This is a genomic window from Nocardioides mangrovi, from assembly GCF_020073815.1.
GTDB lineage: Bacteria > Actinomycetota > Actinomycetes > Propionibacteriales > Nocardioidaceae > Nocardioides > Nocardioides mangrovi.
This window is the reverse complement of record NZ_JAIQZJ010000002.1, coordinates 206,110-224,379: the sequence shown is the minus strand read 5'-3', so window position 1 is coordinate 224,379 and position 18,270 is coordinate 206,110. Positions and strand designations below refer to the sequence as shown.

At 72.7% G+C, this 18,270-nt stretch carries 19 protein-coding genes, 2 tRNA genes and 1 pseudogene; 16 read left to right on the top strand and 6 right to left on the bottom strand.

The annotated features are described in order from the left end of the window. Positions 1 to 76: 76 nt before the first annotated feature. Positions 77 to 149 (bottom strand) — tRNA-Arg (locus tag K8U61_RS06410). Positions 150 to 235: 86 nt separating this feature from the next. On the opposite strand from K8U61_RS06410, the gene K8U61_RS06405 reads away from it, so the two are divergent. The 4 genes and pseudogenes from K8U61_RS06405 to K8U61_RS06390 form a co-directional block, all read left to right on the top strand. After that, a complete protein-coding gene (locus K8U61_RS06405; protein WP_224122158.1) occupies positions 236 to 1,429 on the top strand; it encodes an NAD-dependent epimerase/dehydratase family protein in 1,194 nt (397 codons plus the stop codon). Beyond that, positions 1,426 to 3,261: a cellulose biosynthesis cyclic di-GMP-binding regulatory protein BcsB gene (locus K8U61_RS06400; protein ID WP_224122157.1), complete on the top strand. Its 1,836-nt coding sequence runs from the start codon at positions 1,426 to 1,428 to the stop codon at positions 3,259 to 3,261. The genes K8U61_RS06405 and K8U61_RS06400 overlap by 4 nt, the downstream gene beginning before the upstream one ends. Continuing rightward, entirely contained in the window at positions 3,258 to 5,057 is a 1,800-nt protein-coding gene (locus tag K8U61_RS06395; protein WP_224122156.1) for a glycosyltransferase family 2 protein, read from the top strand. Before K8U61_RS06400 ends, K8U61_RS06395 begins: the two co-directional genes overlap by 4 nt. A gap of 23 nt (positions 5,058 to 5,080) precedes the next feature. Next, positions 5,081 to 5,917, top strand: a pseudogene (locus tag K8U61_RS06390) (bile acid:sodium symporter family protein); the annotation flags it as partial. A gap of 31 nt (positions 5,918 to 5,948) precedes the next feature. Here the strand turns inward: K8U61_RS06390 and K8U61_RS24860 are convergent. Beyond that, positions 5,949 to 6,470 carry a MarR family winged helix-turn-helix transcriptional regulator gene (locus K8U61_RS24860; protein WP_263426751.1) on the bottom strand — a complete coding sequence of 174 codons (522 nt, stop codon included), beginning with the start codon at positions 6,468 to 6,470 and terminating at the stop codon, positions 5,949 to 5,951. Positions 6,471 to 6,649: 179 nt separating this feature from the next. Between K8U61_RS24860 and K8U61_RS06380 the strand changes: the two genes are divergently transcribed. Further along, a complete protein-coding gene (locus K8U61_RS06380; protein WP_224122155.1) occupies positions 6,650 to 7,858 on the top strand; it encodes an LCP family protein in 1,209 nt (402 codons plus the stop codon). Then, the gene (locus tag K8U61_RS06375) at positions 7,855 to 8,037 is read left to right on the top strand and encodes a hypothetical protein (RefSeq protein ID WP_224122154.1); all 183 of its coding nucleotides are present in this window, start codon (positions 7,855 to 7,857) and stop codon (positions 8,035 to 8,037) included. Before K8U61_RS06380 ends, K8U61_RS06375 begins: the two co-directional genes overlap by 4 nt. A 4-nt stretch (positions 8,038 to 8,041) precedes the next feature. Here K8U61_RS06375 and K8U61_RS06370 read toward each other — a convergent pair whose 3' ends face one another. The 4 genes from K8U61_RS06370 to K8U61_RS06355 form a co-directional block, all read right to left on the bottom strand. After that, a complete protein-coding gene (locus K8U61_RS06370) occupies positions 8,042 to 8,428 on the bottom strand; it encodes an MscL family protein (RefSeq protein ID WP_224122153.1) in 387 nt (128 codons plus the stop codon). Between the two features lie 9 nt (positions 8,429 to 8,437). After that, entirely contained in the window at positions 8,438 to 9,058 is a 621-nt protein-coding gene (locus K8U61_RS06365; RefSeq protein ID WP_224122152.1) for an SAF domain-containing protein, read from the bottom strand. A gap of 63 nt (positions 9,059 to 9,121) precedes the next feature. Further along, the gene (locus K8U61_RS06360; RefSeq protein ID WP_224122151.1) at positions 9,122 to 9,430 is read right to left on the bottom strand and encodes an FmdB family zinc ribbon protein; all 309 of its coding nucleotides are present in this window, start codon (positions 9,428 to 9,430) and stop codon (positions 9,122 to 9,124) included. A 54-nt stretch (positions 9,431 to 9,484) separates the two neighbouring features. Then, positions 9,485 to 10,072, bottom strand: a complete 588-nt coding sequence (locus K8U61_RS06355) for a 5-formyltetrahydrofolate cyclo-ligase (RefSeq protein WP_224122150.1) — start codon at positions 10,070 to 10,072, stop codon at positions 9,485 to 9,487. A 23-nt stretch (positions 10,073 to 10,095) separates the two neighbouring features. On the opposite strand from K8U61_RS06355, the gene K8U61_RS06350 reads away from it, so the two are divergent. From K8U61_RS06350 to K8U61_RS06305, 10 genes are all read left to right on the top strand, one after another. After that, positions 10,096 to 11,484: a UTP--glucose-1-phosphate uridylyltransferase gene (locus K8U61_RS06350; RefSeq protein WP_224122149.1), complete on the top strand. Its 1,389-nt coding sequence runs from the start codon at positions 10,096 to 10,098 to the stop codon at positions 11,482 to 11,484. Positions 11,485 to 11,489: 5 nt separating this feature from the next. After that, positions 11,490 to 12,725 (top strand): molybdotransferase-like divisome protein Glp, encoded by a 1,236-nt coding sequence (gene glp / locus K8U61_RS06345; RefSeq protein WP_224122148.1) that lies wholly within the window; start codon positions 11,490 to 11,492, stop codon positions 12,723 to 12,725. After that, entirely contained in the window at positions 12,725 to 13,204 is a 480-nt protein-coding gene (gene moaC, locus K8U61_RS06340) for a cyclic pyranopterin monophosphate synthase MoaC (protein ID WP_224122147.1), read from the top strand. The genes glp and moaC overlap by 1 nt, the downstream gene beginning before the upstream one ends. 5 nt (positions 13,205 to 13,209) lie before the next feature. Continuing rightward, positions 13,210 to 13,680 (top strand): MogA/MoaB family molybdenum cofactor biosynthesis protein, encoded by a 471-nt coding sequence (locus K8U61_RS06335; RefSeq protein ID WP_224122217.1) that lies wholly within the window; start codon positions 13,210 to 13,212, stop codon positions 13,678 to 13,680. Continuing rightward, complete coding sequence (locus K8U61_RS06330; protein ID WP_224122146.1) at positions 13,677 to 14,276, top strand: GNAT family N-acetyltransferase; 600 nt, start codon at positions 13,677 to 13,679, stop codon at positions 14,274 to 14,276. The genes K8U61_RS06335 and K8U61_RS06330 overlap by 4 nt, the downstream gene beginning before the upstream one ends. Before the next feature lie 61 nt (positions 14,277 to 14,337). Beyond that, positions 14,338 to 15,192 carry a divisome protein SepX/GlpR gene (sepX, locus tag K8U61_RS06325; RefSeq protein WP_224122145.1) on the top strand — a complete coding sequence of 285 codons (855 nt, stop codon included), beginning with the start codon at positions 14,338 to 14,340 and terminating at the stop codon, positions 15,190 to 15,192. Between the two features lie 4 nt (positions 15,193 to 15,196). Further along, complete coding sequence (locus tag K8U61_RS06320; protein ID WP_224122144.1) at positions 15,197 to 15,670, top strand: SRPBCC family protein; 474 nt, start codon at positions 15,197 to 15,199, stop codon at positions 15,668 to 15,670. 65 nt (positions 15,671 to 15,735) lie between these two features. Beyond that, positions 15,736 to 15,811, top strand: a tRNA-Ala gene (locus tag K8U61_RS06315). An 85-nt stretch (positions 15,812 to 15,896) separates the two neighbouring features. Continuing rightward, positions 15,897 to 16,586, top strand: coding sequence for a hypothetical protein (locus K8U61_RS06310; protein WP_224122143.1), 690 nt, complete (start codon positions 15,897 to 15,899; stop codon positions 16,584 to 16,586). 252 nt (positions 16,587 to 16,838) lie between these two features. After that, complete coding sequence (locus K8U61_RS06305) at positions 16,839 to 18,263, top strand: PepSY-associated TM helix domain-containing protein (RefSeq protein WP_224122142.1); 1,425 nt, start codon at positions 16,839 to 16,841, stop codon at positions 18,261 to 18,263. The last annotated feature ends 7 nt before the right edge of the window (positions 18,264 to 18,270 follow it).

The following is an 18,270-nucleotide window of genomic DNA, read 5'->3' as shown; positions in this document are numbered from 1 at the left end:
CGGGCGAGAGTCGAACTCGCGACCTTTCGCTTCCGGACCTCGACGGAGCGCGGCTGCTCTCTCGGTCGGCCTCACGTGCCCCGGGCGAGAGTCGAACTCGCGACCTTTCGCTTAGGAGGCGGCTGCTCTATCCACTGAGCTACCGGGGCTGGTCGCGGGCCAGTATGCCCGAGCCTGCGGCACCTCACCCGTGACGGGTGAGGAAGGTGGGGCGAGATCTCCCTACCGTGAACCAATGCGGGTGCTGGTCTTGGGCGGCGATGGCTTCTGCGGCTGGCCGAGCGCGCTGCACCTCTCGCGCGCCGGGCACGACGTGGTGATCGTGGACAACCTGGTGCGGCGTCGGATGGACGACGAGCTCGGGGTCCAGTCGCTGACCCCGATCGCGACGCTGCCCGAGCGGATCGAGGCGTGGCGCTGCCGCACCGGTGCCGAGATCGGGTGGGAGGACCTCGACGTCGCCCACGACTACGACGCGCTGCTGGCGCTGCTCCGGGAGGCCAGGCCGGACGCGGTGGTGCACTTCGCCGAGCAGCGCTCCGCGCCGTACTCGATGAAGGACAGCGCCCACAAGCTCTCCACCGTCGACAACAACGTCAACGCGACGCACCACCTCCTCGCGGCGCTCGTCGAAGCCGGGCTCGACACCCACGTCGTGCACCTCGGGACCATGGGTGTCTACGGCTACGAGACGGCGCCGGTCGACCTGCCCGAGGGCTACCTCCGCGTCGGCTATCCCGACCGCGAGGGCGGCACCGTCGAGCGCGAGATCCTCTACCCGACCAGGCCCGGCAGCGTCTACCACATGACGAAGTCGCTGGATCAGCTGCTGTTCCAGTTCTACGCGCAGAACGACGGGGTCCGCGTCACGGACCTCCACCAGGGCATCGTCTGGGGCACCCAGACCGAGGAGACCCGCCTCGACCCGGCGCTGATCAACCGGTTCGACTACGACGGCGACTTCGGGACGGTGCTCAACCGCTTCCTCATGCAGGCCGCGATCGGCTACCCGCTGACGGTGCACGGCATCGGCGGGCAGACCCGCGCGTTCATCAACATCCAGGACACCGTCCGGTGCGTCCTGCTCGCGGTCGAGTCCGGCGACCAGGTCGAGGGGCGGGTGCGGATCATGAACCAGGCCACCGAGACCCACCGGGTCCGCGACCTCGCGGACCTGGTCCACCGGGTCCTCGGCGCCGAGGTCGCGCAGCTGACCAACCCCCGCGCCGAGGCGGTCGCGAACGAGCTCGCCGTCCGCGCCGACAAGCTGAAGGAGCTCGGCCTCGACCCGATCCTCCTCGAGGAGGGGCTCCTGCAGGAGTCCGTCGAGATCGCCCAGCGGTACGCCGACCGCTGTGACCGCAGCAGGATCCCGGCGACCGCCCTGTGGAACCACGAGCGGCGCGCCGCCGTACGGGCCAGGTCATGAGCACCTCCGGACCGTCGAAGCGCGGCAACCGCCTGGTGCCCCGCGGCGCGCTGGTCCTCCTCGGGATCGTGGTCGTGCTGGTGCTCGTCTTCGTGTTCGTCCGGCCCGAGTGGCTCAGCGGCGAGGCCGACGACGCATCGCCGGACCGCCAGGTCTCCACGACGCTCAGCGACATCGGGATGGTCGACGGACTCCGGCTGAGCGACGACAACTCGACCACGCAGACCGTCACCATGGCGCTCCCGGTCGACTCCACCGTCGGCAACCCGCGGCTGTCCCTGGTCGGCACGACCGCCGCGGCGGAGGACAGCACCGTCTTCCTGCGGGTGCTCGCCGATGGTCAGTCCGTCTACGTCGAGCAGCTCGACGCCGGCCAGCACGACCTCGACGCCGACATCCCGCTGCCGGACAGCGTCGCGGAGGACGGCTCGGTCCGGGTCCAGGTCCGGCTGACCGGCAGCCTCGACCAGCGCCGCTGCACCATCACCCAGGAGCTCGGCGCGCTCGTCGTGCTCGACCCCGACCGGACCCGGGTCCGCGGCACCCTGTCCTCGCCGCTGCACACGGTGCGCGACGTGGTGGCCGACCTCGACCACGACGTCACCCTCGACCTGGCCTTCCCGGCGGGCGACACCGAGTGGTTCGAGACCGCGGCCCGGTACGCCGTCGCGCTCACCCAGGCCGGCCACGAGGTGACCTACCGCGACGTCGGCAACGCCGACGACCTGCCCGACGACCAGGACAGCCAGGTGCTGCTGGGCCCCGCGGACACCCTGGCCGACCTCGGCTGGGACGCCGGGGACCCGTCCGGGGACGCGGACCCGACGGTGCAGGTCGGCACGGTCGGCGACCTCGCCCACCTGGGCGTGCTCGAGCCGTCCGAGGTGACCCCGACCTTCCTCAGCACCGCCGCCGTCACCACGGCGGACACCGGGGCCTCCTCGCCCCGGAGGGCCGAGCCGGAGCGCCTGGCCGGCGACGGCGTGACCCTGGAGTCGCTGGGCGTCGACACCTCGGTCCAGTCGCTCACCGACACCCGCACCTGGCGCGCGGCCTACTCCCTGGCGGACCTGCCCGACGGCTCGCTCCCCACTCGCCTGCGGCTGGAGGTGAGCGTCCCGATCACCACCGACGACTCACGCTGGCTCGTGCAGGTCCAGCTCAACGGCCAGCTCCTTGACAGCGTCCGGCTCCCGGGCGACGACGCCGCCCAGCAGGTGACGCTCGACCTGCCCTCCGGGCTCGAGGCGCTGCGCAACCAGCTGTCGATCACGCTCCTGCGCGACCGGGACCTCGGCGGCTGCAACGTCCGGCAGACGACCTACCAGGTGCAGGTCCTCCCGTCCTCGCGGCTGGTCCTGGGCGGCACGGGCGAGGGCTTCACCGCCGTGCCGGCGGACTACGCCGGCGGCTTCGACGTCCTCCTGCCGAGTGCGAGCGCCGAGGACCCGGCGACCTCCCTGGCCGACCTGGTGCCCACGCTCGCCGAGCTCAGCGGCTGGGAGCAGGACCTCGCCTTCGGCTGGGACGGTACGCCGGGCCAGCGGCCGTTCCTCCTGCTCGGGAACCCGCCCGCCGACGCCCCGGTCCAGGTCGCCGACGGCCGTATCACCGCGGCCGGCCTCGACCTGCAGTCCTTCGCCGACGGGCTCGTGGTCCAGTGCGTGCCGGGAGGCGTGGCCGTCACCGCGGTCGGCGTCCCCGGCGACGTCGTCCCGCCGTACGCCCGCGAGTCCGCACGCCTGGTCACCGGTGACGGCGGTGGCTTCGTCGTCAGCGGATCGGGTCGCGTGGTGACCGCGCCGCCGGTGCGCGCGGACCCGGGCGGGTGACCGAGCCGCCACCACCGGAGGCGGTCTCGGACCACTTCCGGTCGGTCGACAGCACGCCGGCCCAGTACGCGCTCGCCCGCCCGCCCCGCGTCGTCAACGGCTTCCTGGTCAACTTCACCACCCTCAGCCTGCTGGGGCTGCTGGTGATCGCGGTCTTCGCCCATTACGCCGGCGACGACACCAGCCGGGACCTGGTCGTGCTCCCGTCCGCGGGCGAGCGGGCGGCGGTGCCGGTCCGCCTCTTCGTCACGGTGTTCTTCGTGGTCTTCGGCTGCTCGATCGCCTCGGACCTGCGCCGGCGGGCGCGCGTGTGCGGCCAGCTGCTCGGCACCTTCGCGGTGGTGATCCTGCTGGTCGACGTGACCGCGTACCTCGCCCGCGACGCCGGCGTCCAGGTCCCCGTCGTCGGTCAGCAGATCGTCTCCGGCATGGTCGCGATGATCTCCTTCCCGATCGTGGTGCTCCGCAACGCCCACCTGCCGCCGCCGGTCGAGCTCCCGATGACCGGTCGGATCCGCTGGCACGCGTGGCCGCGGATCGTCGTCCCGCTGGTGCTCGCCTTCGCCACGGCCGCGCTGGTCGAGCGGTACGCCGGGCCGCTGACCCGCGCGATGCGCGACGTCGCGCTGCTCGGCGGCATCGGGCCGGGCGTGTTCCTGGTCCAGCAGGTGCTCGCGCTCCTGACCGCCGGGATCGGGCTGGTGCTCCTCCGGAGGTCCAGCCGGAGGCCCTACGCGCCGCCCGTCGCGGTGCTGGTCCCCGCCCACAACGAGGCGCACCTGATCGCGGCCACCATCGACGCGGTCGACCGTGCGGCTGCGGCGTACGCCGGCACGGTGCGCCTCTACGTGGTCGACAACGCCTCGACCGACGAGACGATCGCGGTCGCGGAGACGGCGATCGAGCACTGTCCGAACCTGACCGGCGAGGTCCTCGTCTGCATCACGCCGGGCAAGGCGATCGCGCTCAACTACGGGCTCGCGCGGATCACCGAGCCGTTCGTCGTACGCATCGACGCGGACACGGTGGTGGGGGAGGGCTGCCTGGCCCGCGCGATGCGGCACTTCGCCGACGGCGGCGTCGGCGCGGTCGGCGGGCTGCCGCTCCCCACCACCCTCGACACGTTCTTCGACCGGGCCCGCACGGTCGAGGTGCTGGTCCGGCACGGCTTCTTCCAGATCTCGCTGATGGGGTACGACGGGATCCTCGGCATCCCGGGCATGTTCGTGGCCTACCGCAAGGCCGCGCTCGACGAGGTCGGCCCGATCGTGCAGGGCATGAACGGCGAGGACACCGACATCTGCCTGCGGATGGGGACCGCCGGCTACCGCTGCGTCTCGGACCCGCGGGCGGTCTACCGCTCCGAGACCCCGCGCACCTGGGCGCACATGCGCGAGCAGCGCACCCGGTGGTTCCGGAGCATCTACCACCTCTCGGGGCACCACCGGCACGCGATCTTCAGCAGCGCCTCGATGGCCGGCGCGGTGGTGCTGCCGCTGCAGCTGATCAACGCCGCCCGCCGGGCGATGCTCGTGCCGATGCTGATCTTCGCCTTCCTCCTCCTGGTCGTCTTCCACGCGGTGCTGCCGACCCTGCGCTGGCAGCCGGTGGTCGCGACGATCGTCGGGCTGCCCTTCCTGATGGCGGTGCTCGTCTGCCTGCTGCTGGGCCGGCCGCGGGCCGTCCTCTACGTCCCGGAGTACCTCGTCTTCCGGCTGGTCCGGAGCTACTTCACCCTCGCGGCGGTGCTCAGCCTGATCTACCCACCGGTCCGGCCACCCTTGCGCAGTGATTAACCTGAGTTAACAATGCGAGCGTGATGCTGCTCGCGTCCGCGGCGCCGGACATCGACCACCTGCAGATCGAGCTCGGGGACGGCTTCCAGCTGGTCACCAAGATCGTGATCGCGGTCTTCCTCTTCGGCATCGCGCTCGACACCCGGCTCGAGGACTTCCGCGCCGTCGCCCGGCGGCCTGGGGTGATCGCGGCCGGGCTCGCCGCGCAGTACGTCGTGATGCCGGCGCTGACCGTGCTGCTCACCCTGGTCCTCGACGTCCGGGGGTCCGTCGCGATCGGCATGATCCTGGTCGTCTGCTGCCCGGCCGGGAACCTCTCGAACATCCTCACCCACCGCGCCCGCGGCGACGTCGCGCTGTCGATCTCGATGACCGCCGCGTCCAACGTGGTCGCGGTGGCGGTCACGCCGGTGGCGGTCGCCGCCTGGTGCGCGCTCAACCCCGCCGCGGACGCCCTGCTGCGCGACGTCCACCTGGATCCGTGGGACATGGTCGTCGACGTCGCGCTGCTGATCGGCGTGCCGTTCGCCGCCGGCCTCCTCGTCGGGTGGCGGTGGCCCGCGGCGTCGGCGTGGGCGCGCCGGTTCGTCGAGCCCGCCGCGCTGGTGCTGCTCCTGCTCATCATCGTGGGCGGGCTGGCCGGCCAGCTGAACACGCTCGTGACCTACCTCGGCGCGGTCGCGGTCGCGATCGTGGCGCAGAACCTCGTCTCGCTGCTGGTCGGCTACGGCACCGGCCGCGCCGTACGGCTCCCGGAGCCGGGCGTGCGGGCGATGACCTTCGAGCTCGGCGTGCGCAACACCGGACTGGCGCTGGTGCTCGCGCTCGGCTTCTTCGACGACCTGGGCGGTGTCGCGTTCGTCGCCGCCCTGTGGGGCCTGTGGGACGTGATCACCGGTCTGGCGGTGGCGACGTGGTGGAGGCGGCGGCCCGTGCCGACTCGGCCCGCTGACGCAGCACCCCCGGGATCGCCTCCGAGGCGTCCGCGCCGATCTCCTCGAGGGCCCGGCGCAGGGCGATGACGCTGTCCTCCCCGAGCCGGGCGGCCATCCGCCGCTCGTACTCGCGGTGGAACGCCCGCGCCTCGGCGAGGGCCGCGAGGCCGCGGAGGGTCGGCGAGATCGCTCGGACCCGCCGGTCACCGGGCGTGGAGACCCGCTCGACGTACCCCTCCTCCTCCATGGCGACGACGACCTTGAGCGCCGCCGGGCTCGACACCTCGAGCCGGTCGGCGACCTCGCGCAGGCTCAGCGCCTGGGAGTCGAGCACGCGGAGCAGGAAGCCGGTGCGGGTGGTGAAGTTGGCGAAGCCGCGGTCGGCCATGTGGTGGTGCAGCCGGTCGAAGAAGGTCGCCCACGCGACCGCCAGCAGCACCCCGAGGTCGAGGGGCTCCGTCCGGTCGTCGGTCTCCATCTGACCACGATAGGGAGACGGCGGACCCGGCGTCGGGGTTTTGGCGGGCGTCACCGGGGCAGGGGACAATTCAGGTTCGTCTTGGTTTCGCTCCGTACGCTCCGGGGGATTCCGACGTCACCCGGCGGCTCAGCGCCGCCGTGGCCGCCCCGACCGACAGCACGAGAGCACGAGGCCCCATGTCCGACGACGCACCCGAGACCACCGGTGCCCCGTCCGACACGAGCGTACCCAAGCGCCGTGGCAAGGTCCGCAAGCGGCACACCGTCGGCAAGGTCCTCCTCGCGAGCGTCGTCGTGCTGGCCCTCGCGACCGGCCTCTCGGTCGTGTTCCTCTACCGCCACCTCAACGGCAACCTCAACGTGGTCGACTTCTCCGACCAGCTCTCCGACCGGCCGACCAAGGTCGCGGTCGAGGGTCCGAAGGAGCCGCTCAACGTCCTCGTCATGGGGTCGGACAGCCGCGACTGCGACGGCTGCAACATCGACAACCTGACCGGCGGCGGCCAGCGGTCGGACACCACGATCCTCTTCCACCTCTCCGCGGACCGGCAGCGGGCCTACGGCATCAGCATCCCGCGCGACCTGATCGTCAACCGGCCCGACTGCACGGACGACGACGGCAACACGATCCCGGGCGCCACCGGCGCGATGTGGAACGAGGCCTTCTCGGTCGGCGGCCCGGCGTGCACCATCCAGCAGGTCGAGCAGATCACCGGCGTGCGACTGGACCACTACGTCGTGGTCAACTTCGAGGGCTTCAAGGGCATGGTCGACGCCATCGGCGGCGTCGAGGTCTGCATCCCCGAGCCGATCGTCGACCCGGCCCACCAGATCAACATCGAGGCCGGGACCCGCAAGCTCAAGGGCACCGAGGCGCTCAACTACGTGCGCGAGCGGTACGTCGTCGGCAACGGCTCCGACGTGGGCCGGATGAAGCGGCAGCAGGCGTTCATCGCCTCGATGGCCCACCAGGTCATCACGGCCGGCACGCTCGCCCGCCCCGACCACCTGGTCCGCTTCCTCGACGCGGCGACCAAGTCGCTCACCGTCGACAAGGGCCTGGGCAACCTGGTGAAGATCGCCGAGCTGGGCAGCGAGTTCAAGGACATCGGGCTCGACAACATCCAGTTCATCACCATCCCGCAGATCCCGGACCCCGCCGACCCCAACCGCCTGGTCTTCAAGCAGCCGCAGGCGCGTCAGGTGTGGCAGAAGATCGCCAACGACGAGCCGCTGACCAAGCGGCTGAGCGAGGACGTCATCAGCGCCGGCAACGTGCCGGGCTCGGGCAACGGCGGCAGCGGCAACGGGGGCGGCAACGGCGGCAGCGGCGGCTCCAACGAGGCCGACACGCAGGCCCTCGAGGATGCCGGGCTGTGCACGTGAGCGACCGGACGCCCGAGCAGCAGGCCGAGTGGGAGCGCCGCAAGCGTCGCGCGGAGGTCTTCGGCGAGTCGATGCCGGAGACCACCAGCGACGAGCGCGACCCGGCGACGCCCGAGGGCGAGTCGACCGGAGACCGGTGGTTGCGGGAGCAGGTGCCCCCGCACCACGGCGGTCACTGACCGATCAGATGTCCGACTGACCCGAGGTCGGGCGGCCCTGCTGCGTCGCGAGCAGGTCGCGGATCTCCTGCAGCAGCTTGACGTCCTCGGGCGTCCCCGGGGCCGGGCTCGGGAAGTACTTCTCCTTCGCCATCGTGTAGGGCTTCACGATCATGAAGTAGACGACCGCCGCGATGATCAGGAAGCTGATCACCGCCGTGACCCAGGCGCCGAAGGGGAGCCCGCCGGGGGTCCACCCGGAGAAGTCCGGCTGGCCGCCGATCTTGCCGATCAGGCCCATGATGAGGTCGACGGTCGCCGTGACGATCGCCGTGAAGGCGAGCGCCATGATCAGAGCGACCGCGAGCTCGACGAGATTGCCCCTGAGAAGGAAGTTCTTGAATCCGCTCATGGCGGGACGCTAGTCCGCGAAGGCGTAGGTGAGGAAGGACCGCACCGCCGCGTCGGCGAGCCGGGTGACCTCCGCGGGCTCGGCGCCGACCACGACCAGCCGACCGGTGAGCCCGGTCGCCGCCTCCGCGGAGGGTGAGTCCGGCAGCGCCAGCACGGGTACGCCGGTCGCCACGACGGTGGCTGCGGCGCCCTGGGGGTCGGCCGCGACCAGGTCGATCCGGTCGCCGACGGCCAGGAGGCCGGCCATGCCGGCGTCGGGCAGCCGCACCGGCACGGCGACCAGCCCGGGGTAGCCGTCGGTCAGCGCCGGCCCGACCAGCCGGACGTCGGTCAGCGGCTCGCCCGCACGCAGCGGCGCGGCGAGCGTGCGACCCGCGGGATCGGTCACCGCGCCCTCGGGCACGGAGGCGGGATCGAAGCCGACCGTGCGCACGTCGCCCACCGTCAGCACGGCACCCGACGGCAGGTCGTGCGCCGCGACGACGACCGGCACCTCGGCCGGCGGCGCGGCGGAGGCCGCGTGCAGCCCGGTCGCGACGGCGACCGCGGCCAGCAGGGCGGCGAGCAGGCGGCGCCGGGCGAGCACGGCGCGGCGTACCGGGCGGAGGAGCGTGACGAGGCGGCGCATGCCGCGACGCTAGGCGGGATCAGCCGGCCCCGCGCCGGCTCTCCACAGGCCGCCCGAGAGGGGTCAGTCCGAGGAACCGGTCGACGCCGTGGCGGCCGGCTTGCTCTCCGACTTCGTCTCGGACTTGCTCGCGGACGTGGTCTCGGTCTTCGTGTCGGTCGAGGACGAGGACGACGTGTCCGCGGAGCTGGTCGTCGACCGGCTGTCGTTGCGGTAGAAGCCGGAGCCCTTGAAGACCACACCGACGGCGTTGAACAGCTTGCGCAGCTTGCCCTGGCACTCGGGGCAGACGGTCAGCGCGTCGTCGGAGAAGCTCTGGACCTGCTCGAAGGCGTGGCCGCACTCGGTGCAGGCGTACTGGTAGGTGGGCACGGGTCTCCTTCGGGCACGGGCTGGCACTCTGGTGCGTCGAGTGCCAATCGTATCTCAGGGCCCCAGCCGTCGCAGACCCGACGGCGAGACCGCCCAGCCCACCGGGCGGTCGTGCGGCTCGACGGGCACCGCGACGCCGACCTCCTCGTCGTAGAGCAGGATGCAGGTGAAGGTGCCGACGGGCACCCGCCCCAGCGCCCGGTCGTAGGAGCCGCCGCCGCGGCCGAGCCGGTAGCCCCGGGAGTCGACCGCGAGGCCGGGCACCAGCACCACGTCGGCGGTCGCGACGGCCTCGAGGCCGAGCGGCTCGGTGGTCGGCTCGAGCATCCCGAAGCGGGCCGGGGCGAGCGACCGTGCGTCCGGGTAGACCGCCCAGTCGAGGTCGTCGTCGGGCAGCAGCACCGGCAGCACGACCCGCTTGCCGGCTGCGCGGAGCCGGTCGAGCAACGGTGCGGTGCCCGGCTCGCCGTCCATCGAGACGTACGCCGCGACGGTCGCCGCCCGGCGTACGTCGGGGACGGCCAGGAGGTGCTCGGCGATGGCCTCGGCCGCGATCTGGACGTCCAGGAGCGACCGCCGGCGGCGGGCGGTCAGCAGCCGGTCGCGGACGGCGACTTTGGCAGGTGATTGGGTGGCTCCCACGCGGGAAGCCTACGATCGTGAACATGGCAAGTGCTGGCCTGAACAAGGCACGCGAGAAGATGGCCGCCGCCGGGGTCGACCCGGTCGCGATCGACACGTTCGCCCACTACTACCGGCTCCTCGAGCATGGCGAGACCGGCATGATCCCGGAGTCGACCATCGACCCGGTCGATGTCGAGTCCCTGGGCAGCGTCGAGGTGTCCGACGAGGACGCCGCCGCCGCGATCCGCTCGACCGCCGTCATCAAGCTCAACGGCGGCCTCGGCACCTCGATGGGGATGGACCGCGCCAAGTCGCTGCTGTGCGTGCGCCGTGGCCTCTCCTTCCTCGACGTGATCGCGCGCCAGGTGCTGCACCTGCGGACGCAGTACGACGCGACGCTGCCGATGATCTTCATGAACAGCTTCCGCACGTCCGCGGACACGATGGCCGCGCTGGCCCGCTACGACGGCCTGCCGGTCGAGGGGCTGCCGCTGGAGTTCCTGCAGAACAAGGAGCCCAAGCTCCTCGCCAAGGACCTCACCCCGGTCTCCTACCCCAAGGACCCCGACCTCGAGTGGTGCCCGCCCGGCCACGGCGACCTCTACACCGCGCTGCGCGGCACCGGACTGCTCGACCAGCTGATCGCAGCCGGCTACGAGCGCGTCTTCGTCAGCAACTCCGACAACCTCGGCGCGGTCCCGGACCCGAAGATCGCCGGCTGGTTCGCGACCACGGGCGCGCCGTTCGCGATCGAGGCCGTCCGGCGTACCCCCTCCGACCGCAAGGGCGGCCACTTCGCCCGCCGCAAGAACGACGGCCGCCTGGTGCTGCGCGAGACGGCGCAGACGCCGAAGGCCGACCAGGAGGCGCTCGCCGACCTGGACCGGCACCGCTACTGCTCGACCAACAACATCTGGTTCGACCTCGCCGCGATGAAGCACGCGCTCGACGTGCGTGACGGGATCCTCGGCCTGCCGCTGATCCGCAACGTCAAGAACGTCGACCCCGGCGACAAGTCCACGCCCGAGGTGATCCAGGTCGAGACGGCGATGGGCGCCGCGATCGAGGTCTTCGACGGCGCCCGGCTGATCGAGGTCGGCCGCGACCGCTTCGTGCCGGTCAAGACGACCAACGACCTGCTGGTGCTGCGCTCGGACGTCTACGACCTCGGCCAGGACTTCGTCCTCGACCAGGTCGCCAACGACGTCCCGTTCGTCGACCTCGACGGCGACTTCTACAAGCTGGTCGGCGAGTTCGACAAGCGCTTCCCCGAGGGGGCGCCGTCGATGCGCAAGGCGAGCTCGCTCAAGGTCGAGGGCGACTGGACCTTCGGCAAGGGCGTCCAGGTCGTCGGCGACGTCGAGCTGACCGCCCGGTCGGCGCAGCGGGTCGCCGCCGACACCGTCCTCGCCGACGGCACGGACCACTGAGCCGGATGGGTGGCCACCCGCTGACCTCCGTCGACGACCACCGGGCGCGGATCCTCGCGGCCATCGAGCCGCTGCCGGACTTCCCCCAGCCGCTCATGGACGCGCTCGGGCTCGCCGCGGCCGAGGACGTCGTCTCGCCGATCGACCTGCCGACCTTCGACAACTCCGGGATGGACGGGTACGCCGTCCGCCTCGACGACGTCACGACGGCCACGGCCGAGGCCCCCGTGCACCTGCCCGTGGTCGGCGAGATCGGGGCCGGCCAGGCCGGGCTGCTCGCCCTCCCGCCCGGCACCGCGGCCAAGATCATGACCGGCGCCCCGGTCCCCGCCGGCGCCGACACCGTCGTGCCCTACGAGTGGACCGACCGCGGCGTCGCCCAGGTGCGGATCGACCAGGCGCCGGCCCTCGGCCAGCACGTCCGGCCCGCGGGCGAGGACGTCGCCACCGGCGACATGCTCGTCTCCCACGGCACCGTGCTCGGTCCGCGGCACCTCGGCCTGCTCGCGGCGGTCGGTCGCGCCACGGTGCGCTCGCGCCCGCGCCCGCGCGTGGTGATCCTGTCGACCGGGTCCGAGCTGCGCGAGCCCGGAACCCCCCTCGGCCACGACTCGATCTACGACGGCAACTCCTTCCTGCTGGCCGCCGCCGCGCGCCGGGCGGGTGCGATCGCCTACCGGGTCGGGATCGTCCCCGACGAGCCGAGCGCCTTCCTCGACGCGCTCCACGACCAGCTGGTCCGCGCCGACCTCGTCGTCACCAGCGGCGGGGTGTCCCAGGGCGACTTCGACGTGGTGAAGGCGGCGCTGTCGCCGCTCGGCACCGTGTGGTTCGGCCCGGTCGGCATGCAGCCCGGCAAGCCGCAGGGCTTCGGCCACGTGGGCGAGGACGCCACCCCGATCTTCACGCTGCCCGGCAACCCGGTCTCCAGCTACATCTCCTTCGAGCAGTTCGTGCTGCCCGCGATCCGCACCCTGATGGGCCGCACCCCGGTCACCCGGCCGACGGTCCCCGCGCGGCTCACCCACACGATCGGCTCGCCGGCCGGGCGCCGGCAGTTCGTGCGGGCGTCGTACGGCGTGGACGCGGGCGGGCCCTACGTGTCCCCGGTGGGCGGACACGGTTCCCACCTGATCGGCGATCTGGCATCGTCCGACGCGCTGGTCGTCGTCCCCGAGGACGTCACGGAGGTCGCGGCCGGCACCCAGGTGCAGGTGCTGAGGCTCGACGAGGAGTTCTGATGACGGAGCGGCCCGGGCTCACCCACGTGGACGAGTCGGGCGCTGCCCGGATGGTCGACGTGTCGGACAAGGCCGTCACCACGCGGGTCGCGACGGCGTCGGGACGGGTGCTGGTCTCCGCCGAGGTGGTCGCGCTGCTGCGCGGTGACGGCGTGCCGAAGGGCGACGCGCTCGCGGTCGCCCGGATCGCCGGGATCATGGGCGCCAAGCAGACCCCCGCGCTGGTCCCGCTGTGCCATCCGCTGTCGATCTCGGGCGTCACCGTCGACCTCGCCGTCGCCGACGACGCCGTCGAGATCAGCGCGACGGTCCGGACCACCGACCGTACGGGCGTCGAGATGGAGGCGCTGACCGCCGTCTCCGTCGCCGCCCTCACGGTCGTCGACATGGTCAAGGCGGTCGACAAGGGCGCGGTGATCACCGACGTCCGGGTCGAGGCGAAGTCGGGCGGCAGGTCCGGCGACTGGGTGAGATCGTGACCAGCCTGCGGGCGGAGGTGGTCGTCGCGTCCAACCGCGCGGCCGCCGGCGTCTACGAGGACACCACCGGCCCGCTGATCGTCGACGTCCTGCGCGAGCTCGGCTTCACGGTCGACGCGCCCGTCGTCGTCCCCGACGGCGACCCGGTCGGCGCCGCGATCGCCGCGGCGGCGCAGGGTGGTGCCCGCGTGGTGCTGACCACCGGCGGCACCGGCCTCACCCCGACCGACCGGACGCCCGAGGTCACCCGGCCGCTGCTCGACCGCGAGGTCCCCGGGATCGCCGAGGCGATCCGGGCGTACGGCGTCGCGCAGGGCGTGCCGTCCGCCGTCCTCTCCCGCGGGCTGGCGGGCATCGTCGGCGACTGCCTGGTGGTCAACCTGCCCGGCTCGCGCGGGGGAGTGAAGGACGGCCTCGAGGTGCTGCGGCCGATCCTGGTGCACGCCGCGGAGCAGGTCGTGGGGAGCGATCATTGAGCGCCTGGCCGGTCGTCCTCACCTCCGGTGACGTCACCGTCCGGCCGCTGGACCGGCGGGACGCCCGGGCGTGGCGCGAGGCCCGGCGCCGCAACGCGTCCTGGCTGCGGCCCTGGGACGCGACGAGCCCGCCGGGCATCTCGGTGCGGCCGACGTCGTTCAGCGGCCTGGTCCGCCGGCTCAACCGCCAGGCCCGGGAGGGGACGACGTACCCCTTCGCGGTCGACGTCGCCGGCCGCTTCGCCGGTCAGGTGACCGTCAACAACGTGGTGCGCGGCTCGGCGCAGTTCGCGTCGGTCGGCTACTGGCTCGACCGTGACTACGCGGGGCACGGCGTGATGCCGCGGGCCGTGGCGCTGGTGATCGACCACTGCTTCGGCGCGGCCGGGCTGCACCGGATCGAGATCGCGATCCGGCCGGAGAACTCCAACTCCCTGCGCGTGGTGGAGAAGCTCGGGCTGCGCGAGATCGGCTACGCGCCGGGCTACCTGCACATCGACGGCGCGTGGCGCGACCACCGGCTCTACGCCGTCACCGTCGAGGAGTGCCCCGAGGGGATGGTCGCGCGGTTGCTTGCACACGAGTCACAGGAGTGATTTTGCGACACACCTGTAGACATCCGTGGCTGGCTGCGGTACCGCTCATACGCTCTGCTACGTGGACCTGAGCGCTCTCATCTTCGTCGCCCTCGCCGTGGCGTGGGGTGCCTACCTCCTTCCGCTCGCGCTCAAGCACCACGAGTCGAGCTCCCGCAGCCGCGGCGTCGAGGGCTTCTCGCAGCGGATGCGGGTCCTGGCCCGTCGCGAGCCGGCCGACAAGCGCACCGCGCGGCTGGTCCGACCCGGACAGCCCGCCGGTGAGGCGGAGTCGTCGCCGGCGCCCGCCCCGGCGCCTGCTGCGGCGGCCGCCCCGGCTCCCGAGCTCACGCCCGCCCAGCTGCGGGCCCGGCGTGCGGCCGCGAAGCGCGCGACCAAGCGCCGCCGCAACGTCCTCGCGCTGCTGCTCGTCGCCGCCGCGGCCGTGGTCGGCGTGGCCGCCTTCGCCGTCATCTCGTGGGGATACGTCGCGATCCCGGTCGCCCTGCTGGCCGCCTGGCTGGTCGCCTGCCGGGTGATGGTCAAGGGCGAGCGTCGCGGCCTGGTGCCGGCCGCCCGGATGCCCGCCGACCGGCCGGTCGAGCAGGAGCAGCCCGCCCCGACCACGGTTGCGCCGACCGCGGCCGCCGCCGAGGAGGGCGAGCCCGAGATCGACCCGATGGAGGACACCTCCGCCGGCATCTCCGCGGTCAGCGACCCGGCCCTGTGGGACCCGGTCCCCGTGACGCTCCCGACGTACGTCTCCAAGCCGGCCGCGGCCCGCCGTACCGTCCGGACCATCGAGCTCGACGACACCGGGGTCTGGACCTCGGGCCGCACCGACGCCGACGCGCAGCTGGCCCGCGAGGCCGACGAGGCGCAGAAGGCCGAGAAGGCCCGCCAGTCCCGCGACGACGGCCGCGCCTTCGGCTCCTGAGGCCATGACCCACGACCTCGAGGTGGCTGCCTCCCGCAGCTATCCGGTCGGGGTCGCCCGGGCCTTCGACGCGGTCCTCCCGCTGCCGCTGCCCTTCCTCTTCTCCCGCCGGTACGCCGCGCTGCCGCCGATCCGCGAGGTCCGCGACCAGGACGGGGAGTGGGGCGCCCTCGGCCAGACCCGCACGATCGTGCTCGCCGACGGCGGCACCATGCGCGAGACCCTCACCGGCCTCGACCGGCCCGCCTCCTTCGGCTACCGGATCGACCAGGTCTCCGGCCCGATGCGGCCGCTGGCCAGCTCCATCGACGGCCTCTGGACCTTCGAGAAGGCCGGCACCGGCGTCCGGGTCACGTGGTCCTGGACGGTCCACCCGAGCAGCTCCGCGACGGCGCTGCTGATGCCCGCCTTCGCCCGGATGTGGCGCGGCTACGCCCGCCAGGCCCTCGAGCTCCTCGAGCAGGCGCTGGTCGACTGACCCGACCTGCGAGCCGATTCGGAGGGCGCCGTACCCGGGTGCTAACGTTTCCGACCGCAACACCTGGGGCTGTGGCGCAGTTGGTAGCGCGTCTCGTTCGCAATGAGAAGGTCAGGGGTTCGAATCCCCTCAGCTCCACCACCAGCACACGGGCGGCTCCCACCGGGAGCCGCCCGTTCGGCATCTCCCGGCCGATCATCCGCGCGGTCGTGGGAGGATGCCCACCGTGACGAACCGGGTGGACGCAGCCGTGCTGTGGTTGCGCGCGTTCGTCGTCGGCGGGCTCGCCTTCGCGCTCGGCGTGATCGGCCACGTGATGGCCGACGGCCTGCTGCCCGGGCCGGTCCTCCTGGTCGCGCTCGGGGCGATGTCGATCGCGCTGAGCGCACCGATGCTCAGCCGACCGGCCTCGACGCTGCGCCTGGTCACCATGCTCGTCGGTGGCCAGACCGTCATCCACCTCGTCCTCACCGTGACCGCGGGCCACCGCGGCGACGCCACGATGCCGATGACCTCGCACCCGGGCGGCCTCCCGGTCCTCCCGACCGTCGACGGGCAGCGCGTCGGCTCGCTCCAGGACGCCTACCAGGGCATGTCCGGCCAGCCCAGCACCCTCGCCCCGGCCGTGCCGATCGGGCACCTCCTCAACGACATGTCGGCCCACGCGCCGATGATGGTCGTCCACCTCGTCGCCGCCGCGCTCGTGGGCCTCTGGCTCGGGTACGGCGAGCGCTGCCTGTGGAGCGTCCTCGCGCTCACCGGGCGCCGCCTGCTGCTGGCCTGGACGGCCGCCGCCGGCATCGTCACCCCGGTCCCGGCCCTGCGCCGCGTCGCGTACGCCGCCCCGGCCGTCTGGATCTCCCTCTGGCAGTCGCAGCCGCGCTCGCGGCGCGGGCCACCTCTCCTCGCGGCCTGAGACACCGCAACACACGCCGAGACCATCCCGGGTCCCGGCGTTCTAGGGGCACGGCTCCTCGTCCGGATGCGCCTGCTGCGCGAGTCGTCGCATCCGATCTGGCGGCGTTGTCGGCGACTCGACGGGCCTCCGGCCCGCCTTCGCACCTCCGCCTTGCCAGATCGGCGCGACAACTCGCTCGCGACGGCGCCGGACGAGGAGCCGTACCCCGTGCGTTCCCGCACGCCCTCATTCCTGCTCTCGAGGAGAGACATGACCGACGTACTGACCCCTGCGCCCGCGGCGCCGCCGGGGCGACCACGGCCGACCGGCTCCGGCTGGTTCCGCGCCGTGTGGCGCTGGCACTTCTTCGCCAGCTTCCTGGTCGCCCCCGTGCTGCTGGTGCTGGCCACCACCGGCCTCATCTACCTGTTCCGCTTCCAGCTCGAGCCCCTCATGCACGCCGACCTGATGAAGGTCGACCCGCCCAGCGGGGCGGTGGCCCAGCCCTACGTCCAGCAGCTCGCCGTCGTCGACCAGGCCTACCCGGGCTCGACGCCGGTGTCGCTGACGGAGCCGAAGAACGACCACAGCCCGACCATCGTGTCCATCACGACGTCGACCGGCGCGAGCCGGGACGTCTACGTCAGCCCGTACGGGCCCGAGGTGCTCGGGTCGTTGAACCCGGACACGACCCTGTCCGGCACCGCGATCCGCATCCACGCGGACCTGATGGCCGGCACCTGGGGTGACCGGGTCATGGAGATCGGCGCCTGCTGGGCGCTGGTGATGGCGCTGACCGGCTACTACCTCTTCGTCCGCGGCTGGCGCGCCCGCCGCCGAGCGAGAAGGGCAGGCCGGCCGGGCTCGATCCTGCGCTGGCGGCACGGTCTGATCGGCGCCGTCGCCGGGGTCGGCCTGATCGCCCTGCTGGTCACCGGCCTGCCGTGGACCGGTTTCTGGGGCGCGAAGGTCCAGGAGTACGCCACCGGTCACGGCTCCTCGATGTGGAGCACGGACCCGGGCGCGCTGAGCAACCCGACGTCGACACTCGACGAGTCGCTGCCGCACAGCCACCAGCAGGACATCCCGTGGGCGCAGCAGGACTCGCCGGTCCCGTCGTCGAGCCGGCCGACGGACGGCGAGCGCAGCGTCGCCAACGTCGACACCGCGGTCGCCGTGGCCGACGAGCAGGGACTGCGCCATCCCTTCACCGTCGCCCTGCCGGCGGTCGACGACACCAGCGGCGTCTACTCGGTGATCGGCTACGCCTTCGACGCGCCCTCGGACGAGAAGACGGTGCACATCGACCGGTACGGCGGCGAGGTGGTGTCGACGTACGGGTTCGACGACTACCCGCTGCTCGCCAAGGTCGTCTCGCAGGGCATCGGTCTGCACGAGGGACGCAGCCTCGGGCTGTGGTCCTTCTGGGGCTCGGCGCTCATGTGCGTCGCGGTCATCGGCGCCTGCATCACCGGGCCGCTCATGTGGTGGCGGCGTCGGCCGAAGGGCGGTCAGCGCCTCGGCGCGCCGCGCGGCCGGATGCCGCTGAAGGCGACCCCCGTGCTGCTGGTCGGCCTGGTCGCGCTCGGCGTCTTCCTGCCGCTCTTCGGCCTGTCGCTGGTGGTCGTGCTGCTGCTCGACCAGCTGGTGCTGCGCCGCGTCCCCGCCCTGGCGTCGTGGTTCGACACGGTCTGACCGGCGC